The following is a 21,819-nucleotide window of genomic DNA, read 5'->3' as shown; positions in this document are numbered from 1 at the left end:
CGCCGCGAACGGCGCGGCGCCGTGCGGCGTCAAGCCCGGTTCCCTGCGGGCAAGTTGTTGCCGTTGTAGCGACCCCTACTCCTTCGTACGGTCGTGAGGGCGCCCGTCCTCGGGGCGCGGGGTCGCCCCGAACCCTGCGGCGCCCCGGTCCCCCGTGCCCGACGGCATGGCGCCGCGCGTGGACCGCGCACCCTCCCATGAAGCACCACGATTGAGGAGACCGGTGGGTACTTCGGCACAGGGACTGACAACGGGCGAGCGGACCGGACCGGCCGGTCCGGGGCCGGAAGTCGCCTTCTTCTCGCAGGCGGACTCCTTCAAGGAGCTGTGGCCGCTGATCAGCCGGCATGTCGGCGAGGTCTTCGATCGCGGGAAGTTCTCCCACGGGCGGAAGGTCGCCGAGTTGGAGCGCGCCATCCGCGAGTACACCGGGGCCCGGCACGCCATCGCGGTGAACTCGGGCACGGACGCGCTGGTGTTGCTGCTGCGCGCCGCCGGCATCGGGCCCGGCGACGAGGTGATCGTGCCGGCGTTCAGTTTCTTTGCCTCCGCGTCCGCCGTCACGCTGGCGCGCGCCACCCCGGTCTTCGCCGACATCACCGCGGACGGCGACTACGGGATGGACGCCGCGTCCTTCGAGTCGAAGATCACCGAGCGGACCCGCGCGGTGCTGCCGGTCCATCTCTTCAGCCAGCTGGCCGACATGGCGGCGCTGAACGACGTGGCCGAGCGGCACGGGCTGCTGGTCCTTGAGGACAGCGCCGAGGCGATCGGGATGCGCTGGGACGGCGTCCACGCGGGGCTGTTGGGCGCCGGCGGTGTGCTGTCGTTCTTCCCCAGCAAGACGCTGGGCGCGGTGGGCGACGCCGGCATGATCCTCACCGACGACGAGGAGATCGCCGAGCGCGCCGGAACGCTGCGCCACCACGGTCGGATGGGCAGGACCATCGACCACATCGCCGGCATCTCCAACCTGTCGGGGGCCAGCGGCACCAACAGCAAGATGGACGACATCCAGGCGGCGGTGCTGGTCGCCAAACTGTCCAGGCTGGACGAGGACATCGCGCGGCGCCGGTTGCTCGCCGACGCCTACAGCGAGCGGCTGAGCGGCGTCGAAGGGGTGCTCGCCGTGCCCCGGCTGCTGCCCCGCGCCGTGCCGTCGGAGCCGGTCTTCTACGTCTATCTGATCGAGGTCGAGCGGCGCGACGAGCTGGTCGACCACCTGGCGCGGCGCGGCATCGGGACCGAGACGTACTACCCGCGCCCGCTGCACCACCAGCCGGCCTACGCGCCGGCCGACGGTTCGACGCCGCCCTCGCTGCCGAACGCGGAGGCGGCCAGCCACCGCACCGTGGCCCTGCCGCTGTATCCGGATCTCACCGTGGAACAGGTCGAGACCGTGTGCGCGGCCGTCGTCGACTTCTACGCCGGGAGGCAGTGAGATGGCGCTCATCCCGTTCTTCCCGCCGGACCTGTTCGAGGAGGACCGGCAGGCGCTGCTCGACGTCCTCTACGAGGTGGGCACCGACCCCGAGCAGAAGTTCATCCTGGGCCGGCGCTCCGCCGCCCTGGAGGAGGAGCTGCGCGAGTCCACCGGGGCCGGTTCGGTGATCGCCTGTTCCAGCGGCACCGGGGCGCTCAACCTGGCCGTGCAGGCGCTGGGCGTCGGCCCGGGCGACGAGGTCGTGGTGCCGGCGTTCTGCTGCCAGCCGGTGGCGTCCTCGGTGGCGAACCTGGGCGCCACGCCGGTCTTCGCCGACTGCGATCCGCACACCATGGTCATCGATCCCGAGGACATGGAGCGGTCGATCACCGACCGCACCAAGGCGGTGATGCCGGCGCACGTCTTCTCGATCATGGCCGACATGCCGCGCGTCAACAAGATCGCGCACGACCGGGGCATCCCGGTCATCGAGGACGCGGCCGTCGCCCAGGGCGCGGTGTTGGACGGGGTTCCGTCCGGGCGTTGGGGCGATCTGGGCGCGTTCTCGTTCTTCCAGGTGAAGGCGTTCGGCACCGTCGGCGAGGGCGGCGTGGTGCTCACCGACGACGACGCGTTGGCGGCCAGGGTGCGGATGCTGCGCAACCACGGGCAGGACGGCGTCACCCGTTTCCTGCACCACGAGGTGGGGCAGAACAGCCGCTTCGACGAGGTGGTCGCCGGCTTCCAGCTGCGCCGGCACGGCGGGTTCGCCGACCGGTTGGAGCGGCGGGCGCGGATCGCCGACTACTACACGGAGCGGTTCGCGCCGCTGGCCGACCGTGGGGTTACGGCCCCGCCGGCCGGGCGCAACGGCCGGTGCTACTACGTCTACTCGCTGCTGGTGCGGCGCCGCGGCGATCTGCGGGCGTGGCTGACCGAGAAGGAGATCGGCAGCCACGTGTACTACCCGGTGCCGCTGCCGCTCCAGCCGGCGTTCGCCGAGTTCGCGCCCGAGGGCCGCGTCTGGCCCGGCGCGCAGTACGCCAGCGACCACAATCTCGCCATCCCGATCTGGCCTCATCTGACCGACGCCCAAGTGGAGTACATCGCCGACTCGGTGTGCGAGTTCTTCGACTAAGGAGTACCGGGATGCAGCCTTCGATGGCCTCGAAACTGGTCGTCATGGGACAGGGCTACGTCGGACTGCCGTTGGCCGTCGCGGCGGCGGAACGCGGTTACCAGGTCGTCGGATACGACGTCGACGAGGGGCGCGTCAAGAAGCTCTCGGTCGGTGAGTCCTATGTGGGCGACATCGGCTCGGAGCGCCTCGCCGCGCTGTTGGACGCGGGCCGCTACCGGCCCTCGGTGGCCGACGAGGACCTCGCCGGGTTCGACATCGCGGTGATCACCGTGCCCACGCCGCTGCGCGACGGCGAGCCCGACCTGTCGTACATCGAGTCGGCGGGCATCGCGCTCGCCGCCCATCTGCGGCCCGGGGCCGTGGTGGTGCTGGAGTCCACCAGCTATCCGGGCACGACCGAGGAGGTGCTCGGGCCGCTGCTGCACCGGGAGTCCGGGCTCGCGCCCGGCCGGGACTTCCATCTCGGCTACAGCCCCGAGCGGATCGATCCCGGCAACGAGCGGTGGACGTTCACGACCACGCCCAAGGTGGTGTCGGGCGTCGACGAGGCGTCGCTGGCGCGGATCGCGGACTTCTACGGTTCGGTGGTCCAGGAGGTGGTGCCGGCCGGGACGCCGCGCGTCGCCGAGCTGGCGAAGATCCTGGAGAACACCTTCCGACAGGTCAACATCGCGCTGGTCAACGAGTTGGCCACCCATGCCGATGGTCTCGGCGTGGACATGTGGGAGGCGCTGGACGTGGCGGCGACCAAGCCGTTCGGCTTCATGCGCTTCACGCCGGGGCCAGGCGTCGGCGGGCACTGCCTGCCGGTCGACCCGCTGTATCTGTCGTGGAAGGTGGAGCGCACCCTCGGCACCAGGTTCCGACTGGTGGAGCTGGCCGCCGAGTTGAACGACCAGATGCCGGAGTATGTGGTCCGGCGCCTGGAGCGCGGCCTCGACCGGCGCTCCACGGCGCTGTCCGGCGCGCGGGTGCTGCTGCTGGGGCTGGCGTACAAGGCGAACAGCGGCGATGTGCGGGAGTCCCCCGGGGTGGACATCGCCCGGCTGCTCGCCCGGGCGGGCGCCGAGGTCCGCATCGTCGACGCCCATGTGACGGAGTACCCGTCCGGGTTGCTGCCGTCGGGCCCGGTGGCGCCGACGGCGGTCGAGCTGACGGCGGAGGAGATCGCGGCGGCCGACGCGGTGCTGCTGGTCACCGACCACGACGGCGTGGACTACGAGCGGGTCACCGCCTCGGCCCGCTATGTGCTGGACTGCCGGCGCCGGTTGGCCCCCGGCGGGGCCGTGGAGTCGCTGTGACGTAGCGGCGGGTTGGACACGGCCAGCGCCCCCCGGCCCGTCGAACGGGCCGGGGGGCGCTGCCGTGGTCGGGTCAGTTGGGGCCGCCGAAGCGGACCTCCATGCCGGGCACCAGGCCCTGCTCGGGCCCGGTCGTCGGGGTGTCGACGGCGATCAACACGTTGTAGTGGTTGGGGAAGTGGCAGTCGTCGAAGCCGAGGACGGCGCCGATCCTGCGGCCGTCCGCCCACACCTCGTCGCCCCGGTCGAGCACGCCGGCGGACTCGATCTCGACGAAGCCGAGGAACCCGACCCGGTCGACGACCGCGCCGGGAGTGGGGTCCAGCTGGTCGGTGGTGACCAGCTCGTGCACCTCTCCCCTGCGCACACAGCGGCTGGCGAACTCCGTCAGGCTCATGCCCCGGTCGTCCCTGCGGTGGGTGAGGATCTTCACCAGCGTGGAACGCACGGGGAACTTCAGCCCGTCCTCGCTCGGATCGGGCCCGGGCACGGCGGTGCTCGGCGCGCCCTGCGAACGGTAGACCCGGTCGACCAGTTCGAGGGCGGCGAGCCCCTCCTCGCCATGGCCACGGCCGGCCCGCACGGCGGCGGCGAACTCGGTCAGCACGCCGACGTACTCGTGCCACAGGGACCTCTTGAACCCGTCGTGCCCGCCGAGCATGTCGGCGTGGTGGACGGTGCCGTCGGCGAGGTGGACCTCGATGTCCTTGCGCTCGCCCGGGTACGCCCAGTCCAGCTCGATCCTGGCGGTGGCGCCCGAGGCGGCGCGCAGTTCGACGGTGGCCTGCCGGTCGACGCCCTCGGCGTCGCGCAGCACCTTGGCCTCCACCAGCGAGAGGGCGCCGAGGAACTGGCGCGCGGTGTCGAAGGCGTTGGGCCCGTTGTCGGCGACGCAACCGCCGCCGCACCGCTCCGGGTCCAGATACCAGCGGTCGTCGCCCGCGTGCTCCTCGATCCGCTCCAGATAGCGGACGGTCAACGAGGTGACGGGGACATCGGCGGGCAGCCGTTCCAGCAGCGCCAACGCGTTGTCGTTGTAGCGGCGGTGGAAGGAGGTGAAGAGCACCACGCCGGCGTCCCTGGCCGCCGCCACCAGCGCCCGGCCGTCCGCGACCCTGGTGGTCAGCGGCTTCTCCACGCAGACGGCGACGCCGGCGGCGACGGCGTCGGCGCACACCGCGTGGTGCACGTCGTTGGGGACGTTGACGACCACCGCGTCCAGGCCCGGCGTGGCGAGCAGCTGCCGGTGGTCGGTGTGCACCGGCATCCGGGGCCTGAACGGGTCGAGCGCGGCGGGCCGCAGATCGCAGACGGCGACCAGCTCGACGTCCGGCAGCTCGTCGAACGCGGCGACATAGAACTTCGAGATGACGCCGAGGCCGATCAGGCCCACACGCAGCGGCTCGCGCTCTGTTTCGGTGGTGCTCACGCGGGGTCTCCTTCGACACGGGTGGCGGGCGGGGCCGTAACGCCCAGCTCGGCCGCCACGGCGTTCAGTTCGGCGCAGAGCGCGCGGCTCACCGGCACCCCGTCGCGGCGCGCCGCCCGCTGGGTGAGCGCCTCGCGGTGGCCCGGGTAGCTGACGGGCCGCGCCGGGTCGATCGGCGGGCAGTCGAGGAGCGCCTGGAAGAGGCCCTCGGCCTGGCCGAGGAAGCCGTCGGCCGGGCGCAGCGCGCCGGGCGCGACGGCCAGCGCCAGGATGCCGATGTCGTCGTCGCGGCCCGACGGGCTGCCGTCGCCGTCGAGGGCCTCGGCGGCCGGGCCGAGCCCCGCGCCAGGCACCAGCGCGGCCAGCACCTCGACCAGCAGCGCCAGGCCGTAGCCCTTGTAGGCGCCGGTCTCCGGCCGGCCGCCGAGCCACATCGGGTAGCCGTCGCCCCGGTCGAGCGCGGACGGGTCGGTGACCGGCCGGCCCTCGATGTCCTGGAGCCATCCCTCGGGGATGGACTGCCCGGCGCGGGCGGCCTGCCGCACCCGGCCGGTGGGCACCACGGTGGTGGACATGTCGAGGACGAACGGCGGGAGTTCGGGCCCGGCCGGGGCGGCGATGGAGAGCGGGTTGGTGCCGAGCATCGCGGCCCGACCGCCCGGCGGCCGGCCGATCCGCTGGCCGCCGCAGTTGGAGGCGAGGATGCCGATCGCGTCGCGGGCGGCGGCGCGCGCGGTGTGCACGCCGGCGCAGCCGAAGTGGGTGGCGTCGCGCAGCGAGACCAGGCCGATGCCGTACTCGGTCGCGCGGTCGACGGCGAGGTCCATCGCCTCGCTGGCCGACCAGAGGCCGAGGGAGCGCCGGGAGTCGAGGAGCACGGCGGCGCCCCGGTCGGCGAGCACCTCGGGCTCGGCCGCCGGGTCGGCCCGCTTGTCGTCGAAGAGCGGCAGATAGAGCCGGGTGAGGTTGGTCAGCCCGTGCGAGCGCAGTCCGGCGAGGTCGCCGTAGACCAGCGCCTCGGCGGCCAGGCGGGCGCGCCGCGCCGGCACGCCCCTGGCGGCGAACACCTCGGCGGCGAACGTCAGCAGATCGTCGTAGGGGACGCGGACATCGTCGCGGAACGCCTCGGGGCCCGGCTCCATGGGCCCTGGGGTTGGCTTCGTTGGCTCGGTGGCCGAGGTGGTCATCGGGGTTCCTTCGTTGCGCGGGCGAAGCGGTCGAGGAGGCGGGCGATGCCTCCGGCGTAGGTCTCCAGATCGGCGACGTCGGCGAACTCGCCTTCCGCGTGGGCCTGGTTGGCGTCCAGGTCGCCGGGACCGTAGACGGCGGTGTAGGCGTCGTCCGCGCCGGCCAGCCAGATGGCGTCGCAGGTGAAGGCGGGCTCGTCGGGGGCGGCCGGCGGGATGCCGGCCTCGGCCAGCAGCCGCTCGGCCCACGGGTCGTGGGCGTCGAGCGCCGGCAGTCCGCGCTTGAGCCAGTCGAGGGTGACGACGGCGCGGGCGTCGGCCGCGGTGCGGGCGAAGTCGGGCAGCTCGGCGAAGTCCGCGACGAAACGGTCGAGCGCCGCGTCCAACTCCCCCCGCAGCGCCTCCTCAAGGGCCGCGCCGGCGGCGGTGGTCGGATAGGCGAGGTTGAGCAGCAGGCGGCCCGTGCCGTAAACGCGGTTGTGCAGGTCGCCGGTGTGCAGACCGGCAACGCAGACCCGGGTGCCGGGCACCAGGCCCGGGAGCCGGCGGGCAAGGTGCGCCGCGACATGGCCGAGCAGCACGGTGGCGTTGTGGCCGCCGCCGGGCCGGTCGTCAATGGTGTCCTGGCCGTGCACCGAGACGCGGGCCGTCATGGCGGCCGTGGAACGGGGCAGCAGCCGCCCGGCCGTGGGCTCGCAGAAGATGTTCAACCGGCCGGTGAAGCCGCGTTCCACCAGGTCCCTGGTGCCGAACACCCCCATGGCGCCGCCCTCCTCACCGGCGACCAGCTGGATGAGCACCCCGATGTCCGTGCCGAGCGCCCCGGTGGCCTCGACGGCGGCGCGGACGCCGGCGAGCAGCGCGACCGCCGGGCCCTTGGCGTCGATGGCGCCCCGGCCGTGGAAGCGGTCGCCGACCAGCCGGGGCGGCTCGCCGCCGGCCACGGTGTCCAGATGCGCGTTGAACATCACGGTGCGCTCGCGGGGCAGTTCGGGGCCGAGCCGCAGCACCATGTTGGGCTGGCAGGCCAGGAAGCCGGGCGAGGTGGCCGCCGCCTCCCGCACCGCCAGCGGGACATGCGGCCCGGCCAGCGCCGACGGGTGGGCCTCGGCGTGGTGCACCACCGCGAAGCCGAGCGGCGAAGCGGCCTTGGCGTAGGCGCGTTGGGCGGCGGCGATCCTGGGCGGCGGCCCGGCCGCGCCGACCTCAAGCGGGCCCGCGGTCGGCAGCTCCATCAGGCGCAGCAGCAGCGCCCGCTCGTCGGGCAGCAGCGGGACGGTCGACGGCTCCACGGTCACCTGGCCGCCGCCACGGCGGGGACCACCTCGTCGGCGATCAGCCGCTCCAACGTCCGCCCGTAGGCCACGAACCGCGACACCCCGTCGGGGCCGGCGTCGGCCAGCGCCTCGTGCGGCCGGACGCTGATGTGCGGCTCGATGGAGAGCACCCCACGGTAGCCGGCGGCCAGCAGGTCCCGCAGGCAGTCGGCCACCCGGCAACGGCCCTGCCCCGGCAGGGTGTAGTGGGCGTCCTCCGGGGTGCCGACGGCGTCCTTGACGTGGACGTGGGCGACATGCGGGGCGATGTCCGCCAGCAGGGCGTGCGCCTCGTAGTCGTAGGCCACGCCGTTGCCGATGTCGAAGAGCAGCCGCAGCGCCGGGCTGTCGACGTGCTCCAGCATGTCGAGCATGCGGTCGGCCTCCCGTCCGGCCCAGCCGGCGCAGTTCTCGTGCACCAGCACCAGGCCCGCGTCCTCGGCGCGCCTGGTGAGCTCGGCGATCCGGGTCAGCGTCTCGGCGCGCCAACGATCTTCCGGCAGGCCGTCGTTGGGGTAGGACATGACGCGCACCAGGTTGGTGCCGAGCGCGTGGCAGCGGGGTGCGAGGGCGGCCAGCTCGCGCAGGTCCTCTTCGAAGTCGCCGGTGATCGGCCGGCCCCAGTTGGCGATCCTGGCGTCCACGCAGGCCGCCGAGAGACCGGCCGCCGAGAGGCGTTCCCGCAGGTGGTCGAAGGCGGCGTCGTCCAGGTCCCCCAGCGCGACGCCGTCGATGTTGCGCAGCTCGATCAGGCCCCAGCCGAGCCCGGTGAGCGCGGCGAGTTGGGTGTCGAGCTCCGCGCCCGCCTCGTCTCCGATGCCGGCGAGCGCGATGCCGTCGGGCAGGGTCGGGGGCGGCGTGGGCGTGTGGTCATCCGGCATGGAGCGTCTCCCTCAGGGTGGCGGAGCCTTGGATGTCGGTGCCGGGCTCCTCGGCCCGGCTCAGTTCCTTGGCCTCCTCCAGGACGGCCACCACCCGGGCCTGGAGTTCGAAGTCGGCGCTGAGGTCGGTCGCGCTGGCCAGCCCGCGGTAGGCGCGCAGCAGGCAGGCGGAGAGCGCGTCGTCCTCGAACACCTCGGCGGTGGCGGGACGGCCGTCGGCCGCCACGCTCAGATGGGCGTAGTGGTCGTCCTCGCTGATCGGGTAGTGGCCGACCAGGGTGCCGCCCTCGAAGTCGAGGGTGAAGCTGCGCTCGCGGACCGGAGAGGTCAGATCGCAGCTCAACTCGCTGACGACGCCGCTCTCGTGGCGCAGGAGCAGCGTCGAGGTGCCCATCCGGGGGACCACCCGGCCGTCGGCGCGGGCGTGCGTCCAGGACGCGTCGACGACGCGCGCGTCGCCGGCGAGCCGCAGCGCGACGCCGACCGCGTGCGGCGGTTCGACGTCGAAGACCGTCGGGTGGCTAGGGGTGGTGAGCGAACGGCGCAGGCGCGGCTTGCGCTGCCGCACGGTGACCCGTCGCAGCTGGCCGAGCGAGCCGGTGCGGACCGTCTCCGACATCCGTTGGGTGAGGGTGCTGGAGAGCCAGGGCGCGACGACCACCAGCGCGATGCCGTGCGCGTCGCGCAGGGCGCGGATGTGGTCGACGACGGCCGAGCCGGTGCCCAGCGGCTTCTCCACCACGAAGGAGCGGAAGCCGAGGCCGATCAACTCGGCCAGCAGGTCGACCCGTTCGGTGGGCGGGGTGCACAGGTGCACGACGGTGCGGGCCACGTCGAGGCGTTCGCGCGCCTCGGCCAGGGAGGCCACCCGGGTGAGGCCACGGGGGGCGGTGCCCTCCGGCAGCGGCAGCGGGTCGTAGCCGAGCGGCGGCCCGGCCGCGAACAGGTCCGCGTCCGCCGCCGGCAGCGCGCGTTCCCGCAGCCGGGTGAGGACGGGCAGATGCAAGCCGCGCCCCGAACGGCCCAGGCCGACGACCAGGGTCTGCAACAACGGACGACTCCTCACACTCCGGACGAAGAAGCTGTGGTCGAAGAAGCTGTGGTCGAAGAGGTTCTGGTCGAGGCCGTGGTCGACGAGGCCCCGCGCGGGGCCCGTGCGCGGGCGCCGGTCCCGTCAGTCCCCCGTGCCCGGCGGGGTGGTGGAACGCCCGGCCTCGCCGCTCGTGCCCGCCGCGTTCGGCGCCCCGGCCTGGGCCGGGATCTCGACCGACTCCCGCAGGCCGAAGCGGTCGTGCACCCGCCGAAGCGGCTTCGGCGCCCACCAGTTGGCGCGTCCGGCCAGCCGCATGAAGGACGGCACCAGGGCGCCGCGCACCAGCGTGGCGTCCATGATGACGGCCAGCGCGAGGCCGAGGCCGATCGCCTTCAGATAGACGACGCCGCTGGTCAGGAAGCCGATGAAGACGATGGCGATCAGCACGGCCGCGGCCGAGATCAACCGGCCCGTGTGGCCGAGGCCCTGGGCCACGGACAGCTGGTTGTCGCCGGTCTTGTCGTAGGACTCCTTGATCCGGGAGAGCAGGAAGACCTCGTAGTCCATGGAGAGCCCGAACGCCACGCAGAACAGCAGGATCGGGACGCTCCAGGTGATGGTGCCCGTCACCGTGAAGTCCCCGACGATGCCCTCCAGATGGCCGCTCTGGAAGCCCCACACCAGCGCGCCGAAGGTGGCGCTGAGGCTGAGCAGGTTCAGCACCAGCGCCTTGGCCGGCAGCAGCAGGCTGCCGGTCATCAGGAACAGCAGCACGAAGGTGGAGCCCACGATGATGCCGAGCGCCAGCGGCAGCCGGGACATCATGGAGTCGATGGAGTCGACGAGTTCGGCGCTCGGCCCGGAGACCAGGACGGACGAGGGCGCGGGCGTGTCGCGCACGTCGTGCACCAGCCGCTCGCCCTCCTCGGACATGGCCTCGTGCTCGGGCACGATCTTCAGGTAGACGCCGTCGCCGGCGTAGCCCGCGTGCTGCGGGCCCGGGTCGGCGACATGGGCGCCGTCGTGGTAGCCGCCGGTGACCGTCTCGACATGGGCCACGCCGGGGAGCCCCGACAGCTCCCGCGCGTAGTCGTCGATGGCCTGGGTCGCACCCGCCGCGTCCGGGAGGTCCTCCAGGACCACCGTCATGGCCTGGTGCTCCTGCGAATTGAACTCCTCCCGCACCACGTTGCCCACCTCGTGGGAGGCGGCGGACCGCGGCAGCACCCGCTCGTCGGCCAGGCCGAGCTTGAGGTCGAGGAACGGCGAGCCGAGCACCAGCAGCAGCGCCACGATCGAGGTGCCGATGAGCACGGGGAACCGCATGACGCGCAGCGCCAGCCGGTACCAGAAGCCCTGCCCGTCGACGCTGCCGGCGAGCCCGCCGTCCCTGTGCTTGCGGATCCGCCACTTGTCGATGCGCGGGCCCAGCACCTTGAGGAGCGCGGGGAGCATCGTCAGCGAGGCGGCGGCGGCCAGCAGCGCCGTGGGGATGCCGGCGTAGGCGAAGGAGCGCAGGAAGTAGAACGGGAAGACCAGCAGCCCGCTGAGCGCGATGGCGACGGTCAGCGCGGAGAACAGCACGGTGCGGCCCGCCGTGCGCATGGCGATGACGATGGCCTCGTCCGTGTCGGCGCCGCGCCGCAGCTCCTCGCGGTACCTGCTGATGATGAAGAGGCTGTAGTCGATGGCGAGGCCGAGCCCGAGGCCCGTCGCGATGTTGAGCGCCAGCACCGACACGTCGGTCATCTCGGTCAGCACCCGCAGCAGCAGGAAGACCGCGGCCATGGTGAAGAGGCCGACGCCCAGCGGCAGCATCGCGGCGACCACGCCGCCGAAGACCAGCACCAGGGCGATCAGGATCACCGGGAAGACCAGGGCCTCGGCCTTGAAGAGGTCCTTCTCGGTCTGCGTGGTGATGTCCTCGTTGGCCTGCGCGACGCCGCCCGGCTGGACCGTGAGGCCGTTCACGTCGTCGCCCTCGTAGGCGTCGATGTGGTCGTCCATCCACGCCTGGATGTCGTCCTCGTCGCCGTCGATGCGCGCCAGCACCAACGCCCGGTCGGCGTTCTCGCCGCGCAGCTCGGGCGGCCCGCCCAGCGTCCAGTACGAGTAGGACTCGACGACGTCGGGCTCCTCGCCGAGGCGCTGGGTCAGCGCCGCGCCCGCCTCGGCCACGACCGGGTCGTCCACGCCGCGTTCGTCCGTGACCAGCAGCACCAGGTTGGGGTCGCCGGCGCCGAAGCGGTCCTGAAGCGCCTCGGTGCCCCGCGCCGACTCGGTGGACGAGTCCACATAGCCGCCGGTGGAGAGCTTGTTGAAGACACTGCCGCCCACCGCTCCCGAGACGGCGAACAGCAGCACCACCACATACAGCAGGCTCTTTCGACGTCGCAGGACGAACTGGGCGAGTCGTGCCAGCATCTCTTCTCCTCCTGTGTGCCGTGCCGGTCTTGCCAGCCGCGCCGGAACACGGCGTCCCGCCGCGTCGGTGCCCGGCGGGCCGCTCCGCTACGCCTTCGCGAGCAGCGAGTTGGCCGCCCGGATGCCGGTGCGCATCGACCCCTCGGCCGTCGGGTTGGCGAGGAAGTCGCCGGCGAAGACGACGGGACCGTGCTGGTTCCGGGCCAGGGCAGCCGCCTTGACATAGCGGCCGGGCTCGGGCCAGGGCAGGCCGACCCTACGCTCCACGATGTGGAACGGCTCGGCGTCCTGGGGGAAATCCGGCCAGAGTTCCGGCGCCAGCTCAAGGGCCCGCTCGTACTGCTGTTCCTCGGGGGCGCCCAGCAGTTCCTTGGTCGCCTGGCGGCCCATGTAGACGAAGGTCAGCTCCTTCTCGCGCCGTTCGTCCCCGTCGATGTGGGTCTTGGGCACGGTGATGATGCTGCGCACGATGCGCGTCCCGGGGCCGCCGGGGACGATGTGCTCGTTGGACGGCATGAGCCCGCGGTCGATCAGGTACGAGACGGAAAGGGCCGGTTCGTACCGCTGCGAGTCGGCGAACCTCACCATCTCGGGGTCCGCGATGTCGCTCGGCAGCGGAGCGGCGAGCTTGGCCGCCACCGGAGCGGTGGTGGCGATCACCACCTCGTCGAACGCCTCGCTCGACGAGGAGCCGTCGGCCTCGGAGAACGTCAGCACGACCTCGCCGCCGTCCCGCACCGCCACCTCGGTGACGGAGGTGCCGAGCCGCAGCGTGGCGCCCTTCGCCATCCGCTCGGCGACGGTCTCCATGCCGCGCCCGAAGACGTAGAACTTGGAGCCGACGACGTTGGCCAGCATGCCCATCACATGCGCCTGCGAGATCTCGTCGCAGCGCCACAGCCAGAACGACTCGATCAGCGGCCGGATCAGGTACTGGAAGGCGTCGGGGGACATCGCCTTGGAGGCCCAGTCCGCCGCGTTGGTCCCGTCGTCGACGCGGGCCAGATGCTCGGGCTCGAAGAGGTCGAGCTTCTTGCGCCTGGTGGTCAGCTTCGTCGACGTCGTCAGGAAGCGGAGCCGGTCGCCGAGCTTGGTGTGCGGGTAACTCAGCAGGCTGCGCACGGAGTCGGAGGCCAGCGGCACCTGCTTGCCGTTGGCGACGATGATCATGCTGTTCTTCATCTCGACCATGTCGTCTTCGAGCTTGTACTCGCGGATGCGCTCGAACAGCGTCTTGTACATGGTGAGGAACCACAGGTTGATGCCGGTGTCGGGGGAGATCTCCGGACGGTGCCAGGACCGGGCCCGACCGCCCAGCGCCTCGGCGGTGTCGAAGAGGGTGACCTCGCGCCCGGCCTGGATCAGTTCACGTGCGGCTGCGGTGCCTGACATTCCGCCACCGACGACGGCTACTCGCTTGGGCTTCGGCATGACGGGCCTTTCGGACTGGGGCGGTAGGGGTTCTGGGGTTCAGGGCCTTGGGGTTCAGGGCAGGGTGGAGTGCGGCGAACGGGCCGCGCGACGTGCGCGCGGGGCGGTCAGCTCGCCTGACGGGGCGGCGACGCGTCGGCGACCGCCGTGGCCCCGCCGCCCGTCTCCGCGAGCCGGGCCAGGACGCGCGCCGCCGCGTGCGCCCCCGAGCGCACCGCGCCCTCGCTGCTGGCCCGCACATAGACCCAGTCCCCCGCGTACTCCACGGGACCGGCCGGGCGGGCCGCGAAGGCGGGGCGGGCGGCGAGCGCCTTCGGCGCCGGCTCGACCGCGCCGTGCGGGAAGCGGTGCGTGAACGAGGTGTGGCAGGCGTCGCCGATGCCCGGCACATACGCCTCGGCCCGCTCCAGCAGGGTCTTGGAGATCGACTCGTCGGACTCCTGGAGCAGATCGGCGGTCACCCCGGTCGACGGCAGCAGCGTGATGATGCCGCGCCCCTCGGGGGCCCGGTTGGCCGCCTTGTTGTGCTCGACGGTCAGCCCGCCCAGCACCTCGTCCTCGCGGTGGGGCAACAGCAGGGCGTAGACGGGCGGCTGACGCCGGCGGCGCGGCGGCTCAAGCGGCCGGTCCAGCAGACAGGTGACCCTGGCCATCGGCGCGTACGCGCAGGCGCCGACATAGGCGGCCTCGGCCTCGGGCATGCCCTGGTGCAGCTTGAGCGCCACCGGAGCGGGCACGGCCAGCACCACCTGGCGGGCGTGCAGCGTCTCGCCGTCGAGGAAGGCGACCCGCACCCGCTCGCCGTCCACCGTCACCTCGGCGACGGGCCGTTCGGTCTCGACGGGGACGGTCTCGGCGATGGCCTGGGCGAGGCTGTCCATGCCGTCCCGGTAGGTGCGCCACTTCCAGATGCCCCGGGTGGAGAGCATGCTCGCGACGAACGGGCCCATGGCGACGCGCTCGGGCTGCCAGCCGAAGGCGGTGCCGACGGCGGGCTGGAAGAGGTAGTCGTACAGCTCCTGGGGATAGTCGGCGGCGAACTCGGCCACGGTGGTGGCGCCCAGCGGGGTGGCCTCGGGCCGGTCCACGTCGTACTTCTTGGCCTTGCGCAGCAGTCCGCCGACCATGCGCCCCATCCGCATCCGCCCCGAGACGGAGAGGCCGGCCCCGGTGACGCCGCCCAGCGGGTGGCCCACCCTGGGGTGGACCCGCTGGTCGCGCCAGATGCCGACGGATGCCGTGACGGGCAGCACCGCCTCGGTGGCGATGCCCAGATCCCTGATGAGCTCCCAGGTGCTGGGGTAGCCGTTCACGGCCAGGGTCTCGGCGCCCTCGTCGATGAGGTAGCCGTCGTGCCGGCTGGTGCGCATCCGCCCGCCGATCCGGTCGCTGGCCTCGAAGACCCGGACGGAACGGCCGCCCCTGCGCAGTCGGTCGGCGGCGGCGAGCCCGGCGATGCCGGCGCCGATGACGGCGACGTCCAGTTCGGTCACCGGCCGACGCCCCTTCCGGCGCGTGGGAGGGCACCCGGGCCCCGTACCGCCCGCATCAGGTCCACCGTCCGGTGCCGAAGGTCTCGGCGTCGTCCATGTAGCGCTTCCTCATCTCGCCGCGCCGCACCTTGCCCGTGCCGGTGCGGAGCATCTCGTCCCAGGTGATGTAGACCGGGTCGGCCAGCTCGGGGAGGTCGGCGACGGCCTTCGCCCAGACGTCGTCGGGCAGCTTCCCGTCCGCGGTGGCGACCACGGGCAGCGGCTTCTGGTTCGGCGAGCCCAGGATGACCACCTCCTCGATGGCCGGGACGCGGTCGGTCAGCACGTCCTCCAGCTCGATGCAGCTGATCCCGGGGATGGTGTCCACCTCGCGGTCCAGCAGCGTGATCGCGCCCGTGCGACCGCGGGTGCCGACGTCGCCGGTGTTCCACCAGTCGCCGTCGGCCTTCTCCGACCAGCGCTCCTCCTCGCCCAGGTAGGTGAGGCAGCGGCCCTTGGTCCTGGCGAAGACCACGCCGCGCTCGCCGGCCCGCACCTTGCGCATCGTCTCCGGGTCCCGCACCTCCAGCTGCGTGAAGTACGGCAGCGGCCGGCCGGCGATCCGCGTCGTCGGGTGGCGTTCGCCGGTGCGGGCCAGGGCGCGCCTGGTCAGCAGCCGGAACGCCAGCGGTCCCGCCTCGGACTGGCCCCAGCCCTGGAGCCAGGCGGGGAACCTGCGCCGGGACGCGGCCAGGAAGCGGCGGACGGTCGGCGGGTGCATCGCGTCGAACGTGCTGACGTACAGCCGCACATCGCGGAAGACGCTGTTCTCCTTGGCGGCCAGGCCCTCCCAGCGGGTGAAGAAGGCGGGCAGCGTCTCGCAGGTGGTCGGCGGGTGCTCGGTGAAGACCCGCTCGGCGGTGGCCGGGTCGCCGTCGGCGACCACCACGGCCTTGCGCGGCTCAAGGAGCAGGGTGCCCGCCGTCCACGGGATGCTGCGGCCGTGGACGAAGGCGATGCCGCTGGCCACGGTGTCGGACTTGCGGGTGGCGACGATCGGCCAGCGCACGGACTCGATCTTGCCCAGCGTGCCGAGGATGGTCCCGGCGGAGTGCACCACCAGCTTGGGCACCCCTGTGGTGCCCGAGGTGTGGGTGACGACCATCGGCTCGGACGGGTCGCGCCGCGGCACCGGCGGCTCGCCGTCCGCCCGCTCCCCGATGGCCTCGGCCAGGCTCGCGGCGCCGGGCGCCTCGCCGTCCAGGCTGATGGTGCGGCGGGCCAGCGAGGCCAGATCGGTCTCGGCGGCGCGGCCCCGCTCCAGGATGTTCCGCTTGGTGACGAGCACGGCGGGGTCAAGACGCTTCAGCAGCGTCTCCAGCGCGTCGGCGGCCAGATGCCCGGAGATCATCGCGGGCAGCACCCCGATGCGGGCGGCGGCGCACGCCAGCAGGGTGCAGTCCCAGTGGTTGTCCTTGACGATCGCGATCCGGTCGCCCTGCCGCGCGCCCGCCGCGTGCAGCCAGGCGGCCGTCTCGCCGATCAGATCGGCGAGTTGGGGCACCGTGTAGCGCGTGCCGCCGTCGGGGGCGATGTCGAAGGCCCGACTGAGGTGGAAGATCGTGGGCTGTTCGCGCTCCGCGTAGTGCGCGAACAGCGCTCCTATGCCGAAGCGACTGACATCGGCTGTGGCCACCTGAACACCCTTCCCTGTGTGGCGGGGTCGGCCGATCCGCGATCCGGGCCGACCGACATCCGGACGTGCGCCCCTCGCGGCATCAGGTGTCGCGGCCAGGACCAGCCCATCGGGTGGTCAACCTAGGCACCCCGTCAACTGGGTGGCAATAGCAAGCTCTTGGCAGTGTGCGGCACCGGTCCCATGGGCCCGGGGGCAGAGGACGGGGGGGGCAACCCTGGTCCGGCGCGCGGAGCCTGACGTGGCGTCGGAGCGCGCACGCCCCCCACGGCGCCCCGGCCGGTGTTCGCCGCCGGGCCCGGGGGCAATGCCGGACACCGTTTTCGCGAACACCGGATGTCACCTTTCGTGAATGACGCGAGGTCACTTGAGTACCTCAGAGCGTGCCCGTACCATCTTCGCCATCCAACGCTGGAAGTAAACCGAGCCACCCTTACCGTCGTCTGACCTCAGGAACCAGCACAAAACGGAAAACGGGGATGTTTCACATAGATTCGGCACCTCGCCCCTCCCCTATGGCAAGCGAAATCACCGCCGTATCGGCTATCCAAATATTTCGCCCCCTTACGGAGGAGCTGTGCAGTTCTCGATTCTTGGCCCACTGTCTATGACCAGTGGGGGTAAATCCTTCACCCCCAGCGCGCCCAAGCAGCGACAGCTCCTTTCTTTACTTCTGGTCAGCGCCAACCAGCTGGTCTCCGTGGAATCCTGCGTCGAGGAGCTGTGGGAGGACCGGCCGCCCAACACCGCGCGCGCCACCCTCCACACCTATATCCGGCATCTGCGCCGCGCGGTCGTCCAGCCGCACCGGGAGGGGGAGGCGGACGGCGAGGCCGCCGACGCCAAGGAGGTCCTCAGGACCCGCGATCTGGGCTACCAACTCATCGTCCAGCCAGGCCAGTTGGACCTCCATGCCTTCGAACGGCAGGTCAAACGGGCGCTGTTGGCCCTGAACAAGGGTGACGACGCCACCGGAGCCGCCGTGTTGGGGGAGGCGCTGGCCACCTGGCGAGGGCCCGTACTCGCCGAGGTGCAGACGGGTCCCATCCTCCAGGCGCATGTGGCCAGCCTCGCCGAGTACCGGCTCAGCCTGCTGGAACAGCGGATCGAGGCCGATCTGCGGCTCGGCCGCCACCACCAGCTCATCTGGGAACTGACCGAACTGACCGCCCAGCACCCGACCCACGAGAGCCTGCACGCCCAACTGATGTTGGCGCTCTACCGGTCGGGGCGGCCGGCCCAGGCACTGGAGGTCTTTCACCGGCTGCGCCATGTGCTCGCCAACGAGCTGGGAATAGAGCCGACGCCGCGCATGCACCGTTTCCACCGCGCCGTGCTCGCCTCCGACCCGGCCCTCGAACCCCCGGTCGCCACGGCCTATCCGCTGACGCTCGATCTCGTCCTCCGGGCCGGATAGCGACCCGGCAGAAAAGCGGAGAAGAGACGGGGCACCCCCACCGGCGGGTGGGGGTGCCCTTTTTCCCGGGCCTTTGGGTTCTACTCGGGTTCTTTCGCGTGGATCGGGTTCTTCGGGGTCTCTCGCGGGTGAATTCAGTCGGTGGCCGGGGTGCCGGTGACGGTGATGTCCCTGGCGCGGCCGTGGTTGTCGAACGAGCCGAAGCCCAGGCGGCCCGAGGTGAACGTGGTGTCGGTCGCCGTCATCAGCGGCTCCTCGGCGTTGTCCACATAGACCGCCGTTCGCCCGGTATCCGCGCAGAAGTCCACCCGGATGTCATGCCATGCGTCGTCGTCGATCGCCGGGGGCGCGCCCTCGTCCACGCCGTTCCACTGGTCGTCGAGGCGGAGCCGGTCGGCGTCGTCGACGACGAAGATCCCGTTGTGCGGGTAGATGGTGTTGTCCTGGGAGAGGTGGACATAGGAGAACCGCGTCGGCGAGTGGTAGTTGTAGATCAGCACCACGTCGCGGTCGTTCCTGCTCACCGGCTCGTCGATGCGGACGGTGGCCGCATAGCTGAACGACGCGTACTCCGGGCCCTCGGTCAGCACGGCGTACTCGAACGGGCGGCGCGGTCCTGCCGGTTCCTCGCCGCGCTCGGTCTGGATGATCTCGCCGTTCTCGAAGGCCCAGCGCTCGGGCGTCAGCGGTGCCCAGTGCTCGGCGTCGGTGACACCGCCCGTGACGGTGTCCCCGATCGCGCAGCCGGGGGTGGCGGGCGAGCCGGTGGCGTCGGTGACGCGCCAGATCTTGCCGTTGGCCTTGGAGAGCAGATACAGCCGGCCCTCGGCGTCCTGCCCGAAGCGCAGGTCGACGCGGTTGTTCCCGGCGAGCTCCCGCATCGTCGTCGCCTGGCCCGCCTCGTCGACGAGGCCGACCCGGTAGAACGGCGCGCGTTCGCCGCCGCGCCGCATCTCGTCGGCGTGCGCGAAGCGGATCTCGCCGCTGACGATGTCCCCGAAGAGGTAACGCCCGTCCAGCGCCGGGTAGGTGGCGCCGCGCGGCACGAAGCCACCGACGAGGGAGACCCCGGAGTTACGGCCGAGGGAGAGCACGGGATAGGTGTAGCCGTACCGCTCGTCGTCTTCGGGCAGCGGATAGACGTTGGACGGGTCGGACTTCCTGAAGAGGAAGCCGCCCTCGCGCTCGTTCCAGCCGAAGTCGTCGCCCGGCTCCACCTCGTAGACGGAGTCGATGGTCTGCTCGCCGATCATGCCGACGAACATCCGGCCGTCGGCCGGGTCCCAGCTGAAGCGGTGCGGGTTGCGCAGCCCCAGGGCGTAGACCTCGCCGATGGCCTCGGGGTCGCCGACGAACGGGTTGTCCGCCGGGATGCCGTAGGCGCCGCCTGGCCCGTTGTCGCCGGCCGGGTCGATACGCAGGATCTTGCCCTGCGGCTCGCCCCGATCGCCGGGCCTGGTGCTGAAGTTGGGCACCTCGTCGCCGTCGCCCGAGGCGATGTAGAGCAGCCCGTGGTCGGCGTCGCCCGGTGCGGCGAGCGGGTTGAAGCCGATCTCCTGGAGGCCGTGCAGGAAGCGGCTGTAGCCGACGCGCAGCAGTTCCCGCCGGTCGCCGGCGAAGGTGTCGGCGGACGGATCGTCGGCGATCCACTCGGTGACCACCCCGTGCACCCGGGTGTCGGACGGCGGGGTGTGCGTCGGCGTCGCGTTGTCGAGCGCGGCGCCGGCCTCGGTGTGCACGGTGTAGAAGGTGCCGTTGTCGGCGAACTCGGGGTGGAAGGCGACAAAGCCGAGCCCGGTGCCCAGGCTGGGCTGGATCACGAAGTCGGGGAACTCGGCCGCCGCGTCCAGATAGACCCGGTGGTCGCCGCCGGCCTCGTCCACCAGATAGAGCGGCCCGTTGAGGTCGGGGACGGCGAGCCGGCCGCTGTCGTCGGGGAGTTCGGAGACGAAGTTGATCCTGGCGGTGCCGCCGGCCCCCGTGCTCGGCAGGTCGGCGACCTCGGCGAGCTGGAGCGTCACATCGGAGGGCTGCGGGGTCTCGGGGATCGGCGTCTCGATCGGCAGCTCGCCGTTGTCCACGGTCTGGCAGTCGGCGGCGTCCCCGCTCGGCACCCGCAGGTTGGCGCTGTGCTGGTCCACGGCGAGGTCGTCGACCAGCAGCCGGCTGGCGCTGTTGGCGCCGGTGATCGCGAGGAAGCGGTCCAGCGCGTCACCGGTCGACTCCCGGAAGGCGAAGTCGAGTCGCTCGTCGACGGGCAGCCGCGTCGTGGTGCGGTAGGGGCCGCCCCTGCTGTGGACGGTGACCCGGTCGGTCGCGTTGTCGGCGACCAGCCACACACACTGCCAGGCGTCGGCCGGCCAGCTGCCGACCGTGGTGAACGCGCCGCCGTCGCGGACGCCGAGGTCGGACGAGTTCTGGTTGTTGGCCTGCACCCGGAAGTCGGCGAAGGCCGTCGGCGCGGCGACGTCGGTCAGGCCGAGGGAGGCGTCGAGGCCGCCCGCGCGCTGGAACCGGAAGAAGACGGTGCCCGTCTCGCCCTCGGCGATCGGCGGGACGGCGCGGTCGGCCGCCAGATCGTTGCCGGTCAGCTCCACCACCTGGCCCTGGCCGGCCGGTCCGGTGGGATCGGCGAGCACCCGGACTCCCGGGTCGGCGCGCCAGCCGTCCTGCCCGTCGAGGGCGGCCGGCTGGTAGTCGTCGAAGGTGACGACCTCGGCGTAGGCGGGCGCGGGGTTCTCGGTGCTGACCGTCGTCGGGGCGAGATGGACGCTGTCCAGATGGGTGTCCCCCGACGGTGGTTCGTCCGGGTCGTTGAGCAGCAGAAACGTCTCAAGCGGCGCGTTCGATCCGCTGCGGAACGCGAACTCGGTCTGCCCGTCGGGGCCCTGGGCGGGGCGGGCGGCGCCGTCGCCTTCGGCGACACGCACCTGGAAGGTGTCGGCCGCGTTGTCGACGGTCAGCCACAGCCCGTAGCGCGCGCCGTCCTCGATGTCCACGTCCAGCAGGCGTTCCTCCGCGCCGTCGCGGGCCAGCAGCCCGCGTTCGTCGAGGAGGACCTGCGGGCCGAAGTCGTCGAGGTCCAGCGGATCGCCGGTGGTGTCGGCGCCCAGGCCAGGCGACTCGTCGGCGCTCAGCCCGATGTTGAGCGCGGTGGCGGCCAGGTCCTCGGTGACCAGCTCAAGGAAGACGGTGCCGGCGGCCTCGGCCGGCACCGCCAACTCCCCGAGCTCCGCGTAGGCGTTGCCCCGGTACTGGACCGGGACGTCGCGCTCCGACAGGAAGATGGTCAGGGCCTTCCCGGAGAGCGACCCCGGGACCTCGTCCGAGACCACGGCCCCGTCGGGCGCCCCCGGCGTGTTGACGAACCAGGGCCCCTGGCTGCGCAGGCTGCCGTTGGCGTAGTCGTCGAACACGGCCAACGGCGCGAACCCCTCGGCCGTGGCGGCGGGCGGGTCGGCCGCGGCCTGCCCGCCCGCCAACAGGGGCGTCACCAGCGCGCCGGCCATGGCCGCGCCGATGACTCCCCTCCTCCTCGTTCCTCTCGTTCCTCTCATGCCTCTCCCGCTGAGCATGGGCATTCCTCTCGACTGTTCGTTGTCGGTGGTGCGTATGCCGTGTCGCGCTGTTCAGTCGGGGATGGGTCACGCAGTCGAGGGGAGAGCCGC

General features: G+C 72.2%; 14 protein-coding genes. 4 read left to right on the top strand and 10 right to left on the bottom strand.

Translation table 11 applies throughout. The features are described 5' to 3' along the window. Positions 1-223 precede the first annotated feature (223 nt). From K4G22_RS15775 to K4G22_RS15765, 3 genes are read left to right on the top strand one after another with little or no spacing between them, the layout of a single operon-like run. Entirely contained in the window at positions 224-1,441 is a 1,218-nt protein-coding gene (locus K4G22_RS15775; RefSeq protein ID WP_228080873.1) for a DegT/DnrJ/EryC1/StrS family aminotransferase, read from the top strand. A gap of 1 nt (position 1,442) precedes the next feature. Next, the gene (locus K4G22_RS15770) at positions 1,443-2,561 is read left to right on the top strand and encodes a DegT/DnrJ/EryC1/StrS family aminotransferase (RefSeq protein ID WP_228080872.1); all 1,119 of its coding nucleotides are present in this window, start codon (positions 1,443-1,445) and stop codon (positions 2,559-2,561) included. 11 nt (positions 2,562-2,572) lie between these two features. Further along, entirely contained in the window at positions 2,573-3,865 is a 1,293-nt protein-coding gene (locus K4G22_RS15765; protein ID WP_228080871.1) for a nucleotide sugar dehydrogenase, read from the top strand. Between the two features lie 73 nt (positions 3,866-3,938). Here K4G22_RS15765 and K4G22_RS15760 read toward each other — a convergent pair whose 3' ends face one another. The 9 genes from K4G22_RS15760 to K4G22_RS15720 form a co-directional block, all read right to left on the bottom strand. Continuing rightward, positions 3,939-5,294: a Gfo/Idh/MocA family protein gene (locus K4G22_RS15760; RefSeq protein WP_228080870.1), complete on the bottom strand. Its 1,356-nt coding sequence runs from the start codon at positions 5,292-5,294 to the stop codon at positions 3,939-3,941. Further along, positions 5,291-6,481 (bottom strand): Ldh family oxidoreductase, encoded by a 1,191-nt coding sequence (locus K4G22_RS15755; RefSeq protein ID WP_322785102.1) that lies wholly within the window; start codon positions 6,479-6,481, stop codon positions 5,291-5,293. Before K4G22_RS15755 ends, K4G22_RS15760 begins: the two co-directional genes overlap by 4 nt. Continuing rightward, positions 6,478-7,779 (bottom strand): M20/M25/M40 family metallo-hydrolase, encoded by a 1,302-nt coding sequence (locus K4G22_RS15750; RefSeq protein ID WP_228080869.1) that lies wholly within the window; start codon positions 7,777-7,779, stop codon positions 6,478-6,480. The genes K4G22_RS15755 and K4G22_RS15750 overlap by 4 nt, the downstream gene beginning before the upstream one ends. Next, positions 7,776-8,678, bottom strand: a complete 903-nt coding sequence (locus K4G22_RS15745) for a sugar phosphate isomerase/epimerase family protein (RefSeq protein WP_228080868.1) — start codon at positions 8,676-8,678, stop codon at positions 7,776-7,778. Before K4G22_RS15745 ends, K4G22_RS15750 begins: the two co-directional genes overlap by 4 nt. Continuing rightward, positions 8,668-9,729 carry a Gfo/Idh/MocA family oxidoreductase gene (locus tag K4G22_RS15740; RefSeq protein ID WP_228080867.1) on the bottom strand — a complete coding sequence of 354 codons (1,062 nt, stop codon included), beginning with the start codon at positions 9,727-9,729 and terminating at the stop codon, positions 8,668-8,670. The genes K4G22_RS15745 and K4G22_RS15740 overlap by 11 nt, the downstream gene beginning before the upstream one ends. Positions 9,730-9,852: 123 nt before the next feature. Continuing rightward, positions 9,853-12,135, bottom strand: coding sequence for an MMPL family transporter (locus K4G22_RS15735; RefSeq protein ID WP_228080866.1), 2,283 nt, complete (start codon positions 12,133-12,135; stop codon positions 9,853-9,855). 87 nt (positions 12,136-12,222) lie between these two features. Then, positions 12,223-13,566: a protoporphyrinogen/coproporphyrinogen oxidase gene (locus K4G22_RS15730; RefSeq protein ID WP_228080865.1), complete on the bottom strand. Its 1,344-nt coding sequence runs from the start codon at positions 13,564-13,566 to the stop codon at positions 12,223-12,225. A gap of 107 nt (positions 13,567-13,673) precedes the next feature. Beyond that, entirely contained in the window at positions 13,674-15,059 is a 1,386-nt protein-coding gene (locus K4G22_RS15725; RefSeq protein ID WP_228080864.1) for a protoporphyrinogen/coproporphyrinogen oxidase, read from the bottom strand. 55 nt (positions 15,060-15,114) lie between these two features. Then, a complete protein-coding gene (locus K4G22_RS15720; protein ID WP_228080863.1) occupies positions 15,115-16,734 on the bottom strand; it encodes a class I adenylate-forming enzyme family protein in 1,620 nt (539 codons plus the stop codon). A gap of 607 nt (positions 16,735-17,341) precedes the next feature. Here K4G22_RS15720 and K4G22_RS15715 point away from each other — a divergent pair. Continuing rightward, a complete protein-coding gene (locus K4G22_RS15715) occupies positions 17,342-18,151 on the top strand; it encodes an AfsR/SARP family transcriptional regulator (RefSeq protein WP_228080862.1) in 810 nt (269 codons plus the stop codon). Between the two features lie 134 nt (positions 18,152-18,285). Here K4G22_RS15715 and K4G22_RS15710 read toward each other — a convergent pair whose 3' ends face one another. Continuing rightward, positions 18,286-21,708, bottom strand: coding sequence for a PQQ-dependent sugar dehydrogenase (locus K4G22_RS15710; RefSeq protein WP_228080861.1), 3,423 nt, complete (start codon positions 21,706-21,708; stop codon positions 18,286-18,288). Positions 21,709-21,819: the final 111 nt, after the last annotated feature.

It is taken from the genome of Streptomyces profundus (genome assembly GCF_020740535.1).
Lineage (GTDB): Bacteria > Actinomycetota > Actinomycetes > Streptomycetales > Streptomycetaceae > Streptomyces > Streptomyces profundus.
Note: the sequence above shows the minus strand (reverse complement) of the source record. Positions and strands in the feature narration are given on the sequence as shown.

What these genes read in the sequence shown, in the direction of transcription:
- K4G22_RS15755 (WP_322785102.1), bottom strand. Translation starts at nt 6,481, where the DNA reads ATGACCACCTCGGCCACCGAGCCAACGAAGCCAACCCCAGGGCCCATG.
- K4G22_RS15765 (WP_228080871.1), top strand. Translation starts at nt 2,573, where the DNA reads ATGCAGCCTTCGATGGCCTCGAAACTGGTCGTCATGGGACAGGGCTAC.
- K4G22_RS15770 (WP_228080872.1), top strand. Translation starts at nt 1,443, where the DNA reads ATGGCGCTCATCCCGTTCTTCCCGCCGGACCTGTTCGAGGAGGACCGG.
- K4G22_RS15745 (WP_228080868.1), bottom strand. Translation starts at nt 8,678, where the DNA reads ATGCCGGATGACCACACGCCCACGCCGCCCCCGACCCTGCCCGACGGC.
- K4G22_RS15710 (WP_228080861.1), bottom strand. Translation starts at nt 21,708, where the DNA reads ATGAGAGGAACGAGAGGAACGAGGAGGAGGGGAGTCATCGGCGCGGCC.
- K4G22_RS15730 (WP_228080865.1), bottom strand. Translation starts at nt 13,566, where the DNA reads ATGCCGAAGCCCAAGCGAGTAGCCGTCGTCGGTGGCGGAATGTCAGGC.
- K4G22_RS15715 (WP_228080862.1), top strand. Translation starts at nt 17,342, where the DNA reads ATGACCAGTGGGGGTAAATCCTTCACCCCCAGCGCGCCCAAGCAGCGA.
- K4G22_RS15735 (WP_228080866.1), bottom strand. Translation starts at nt 12,135, where the DNA reads ATGCTGGCACGACTCGCCCAGTTCGTCCTGCGACGTCGAAAGAGCCTG.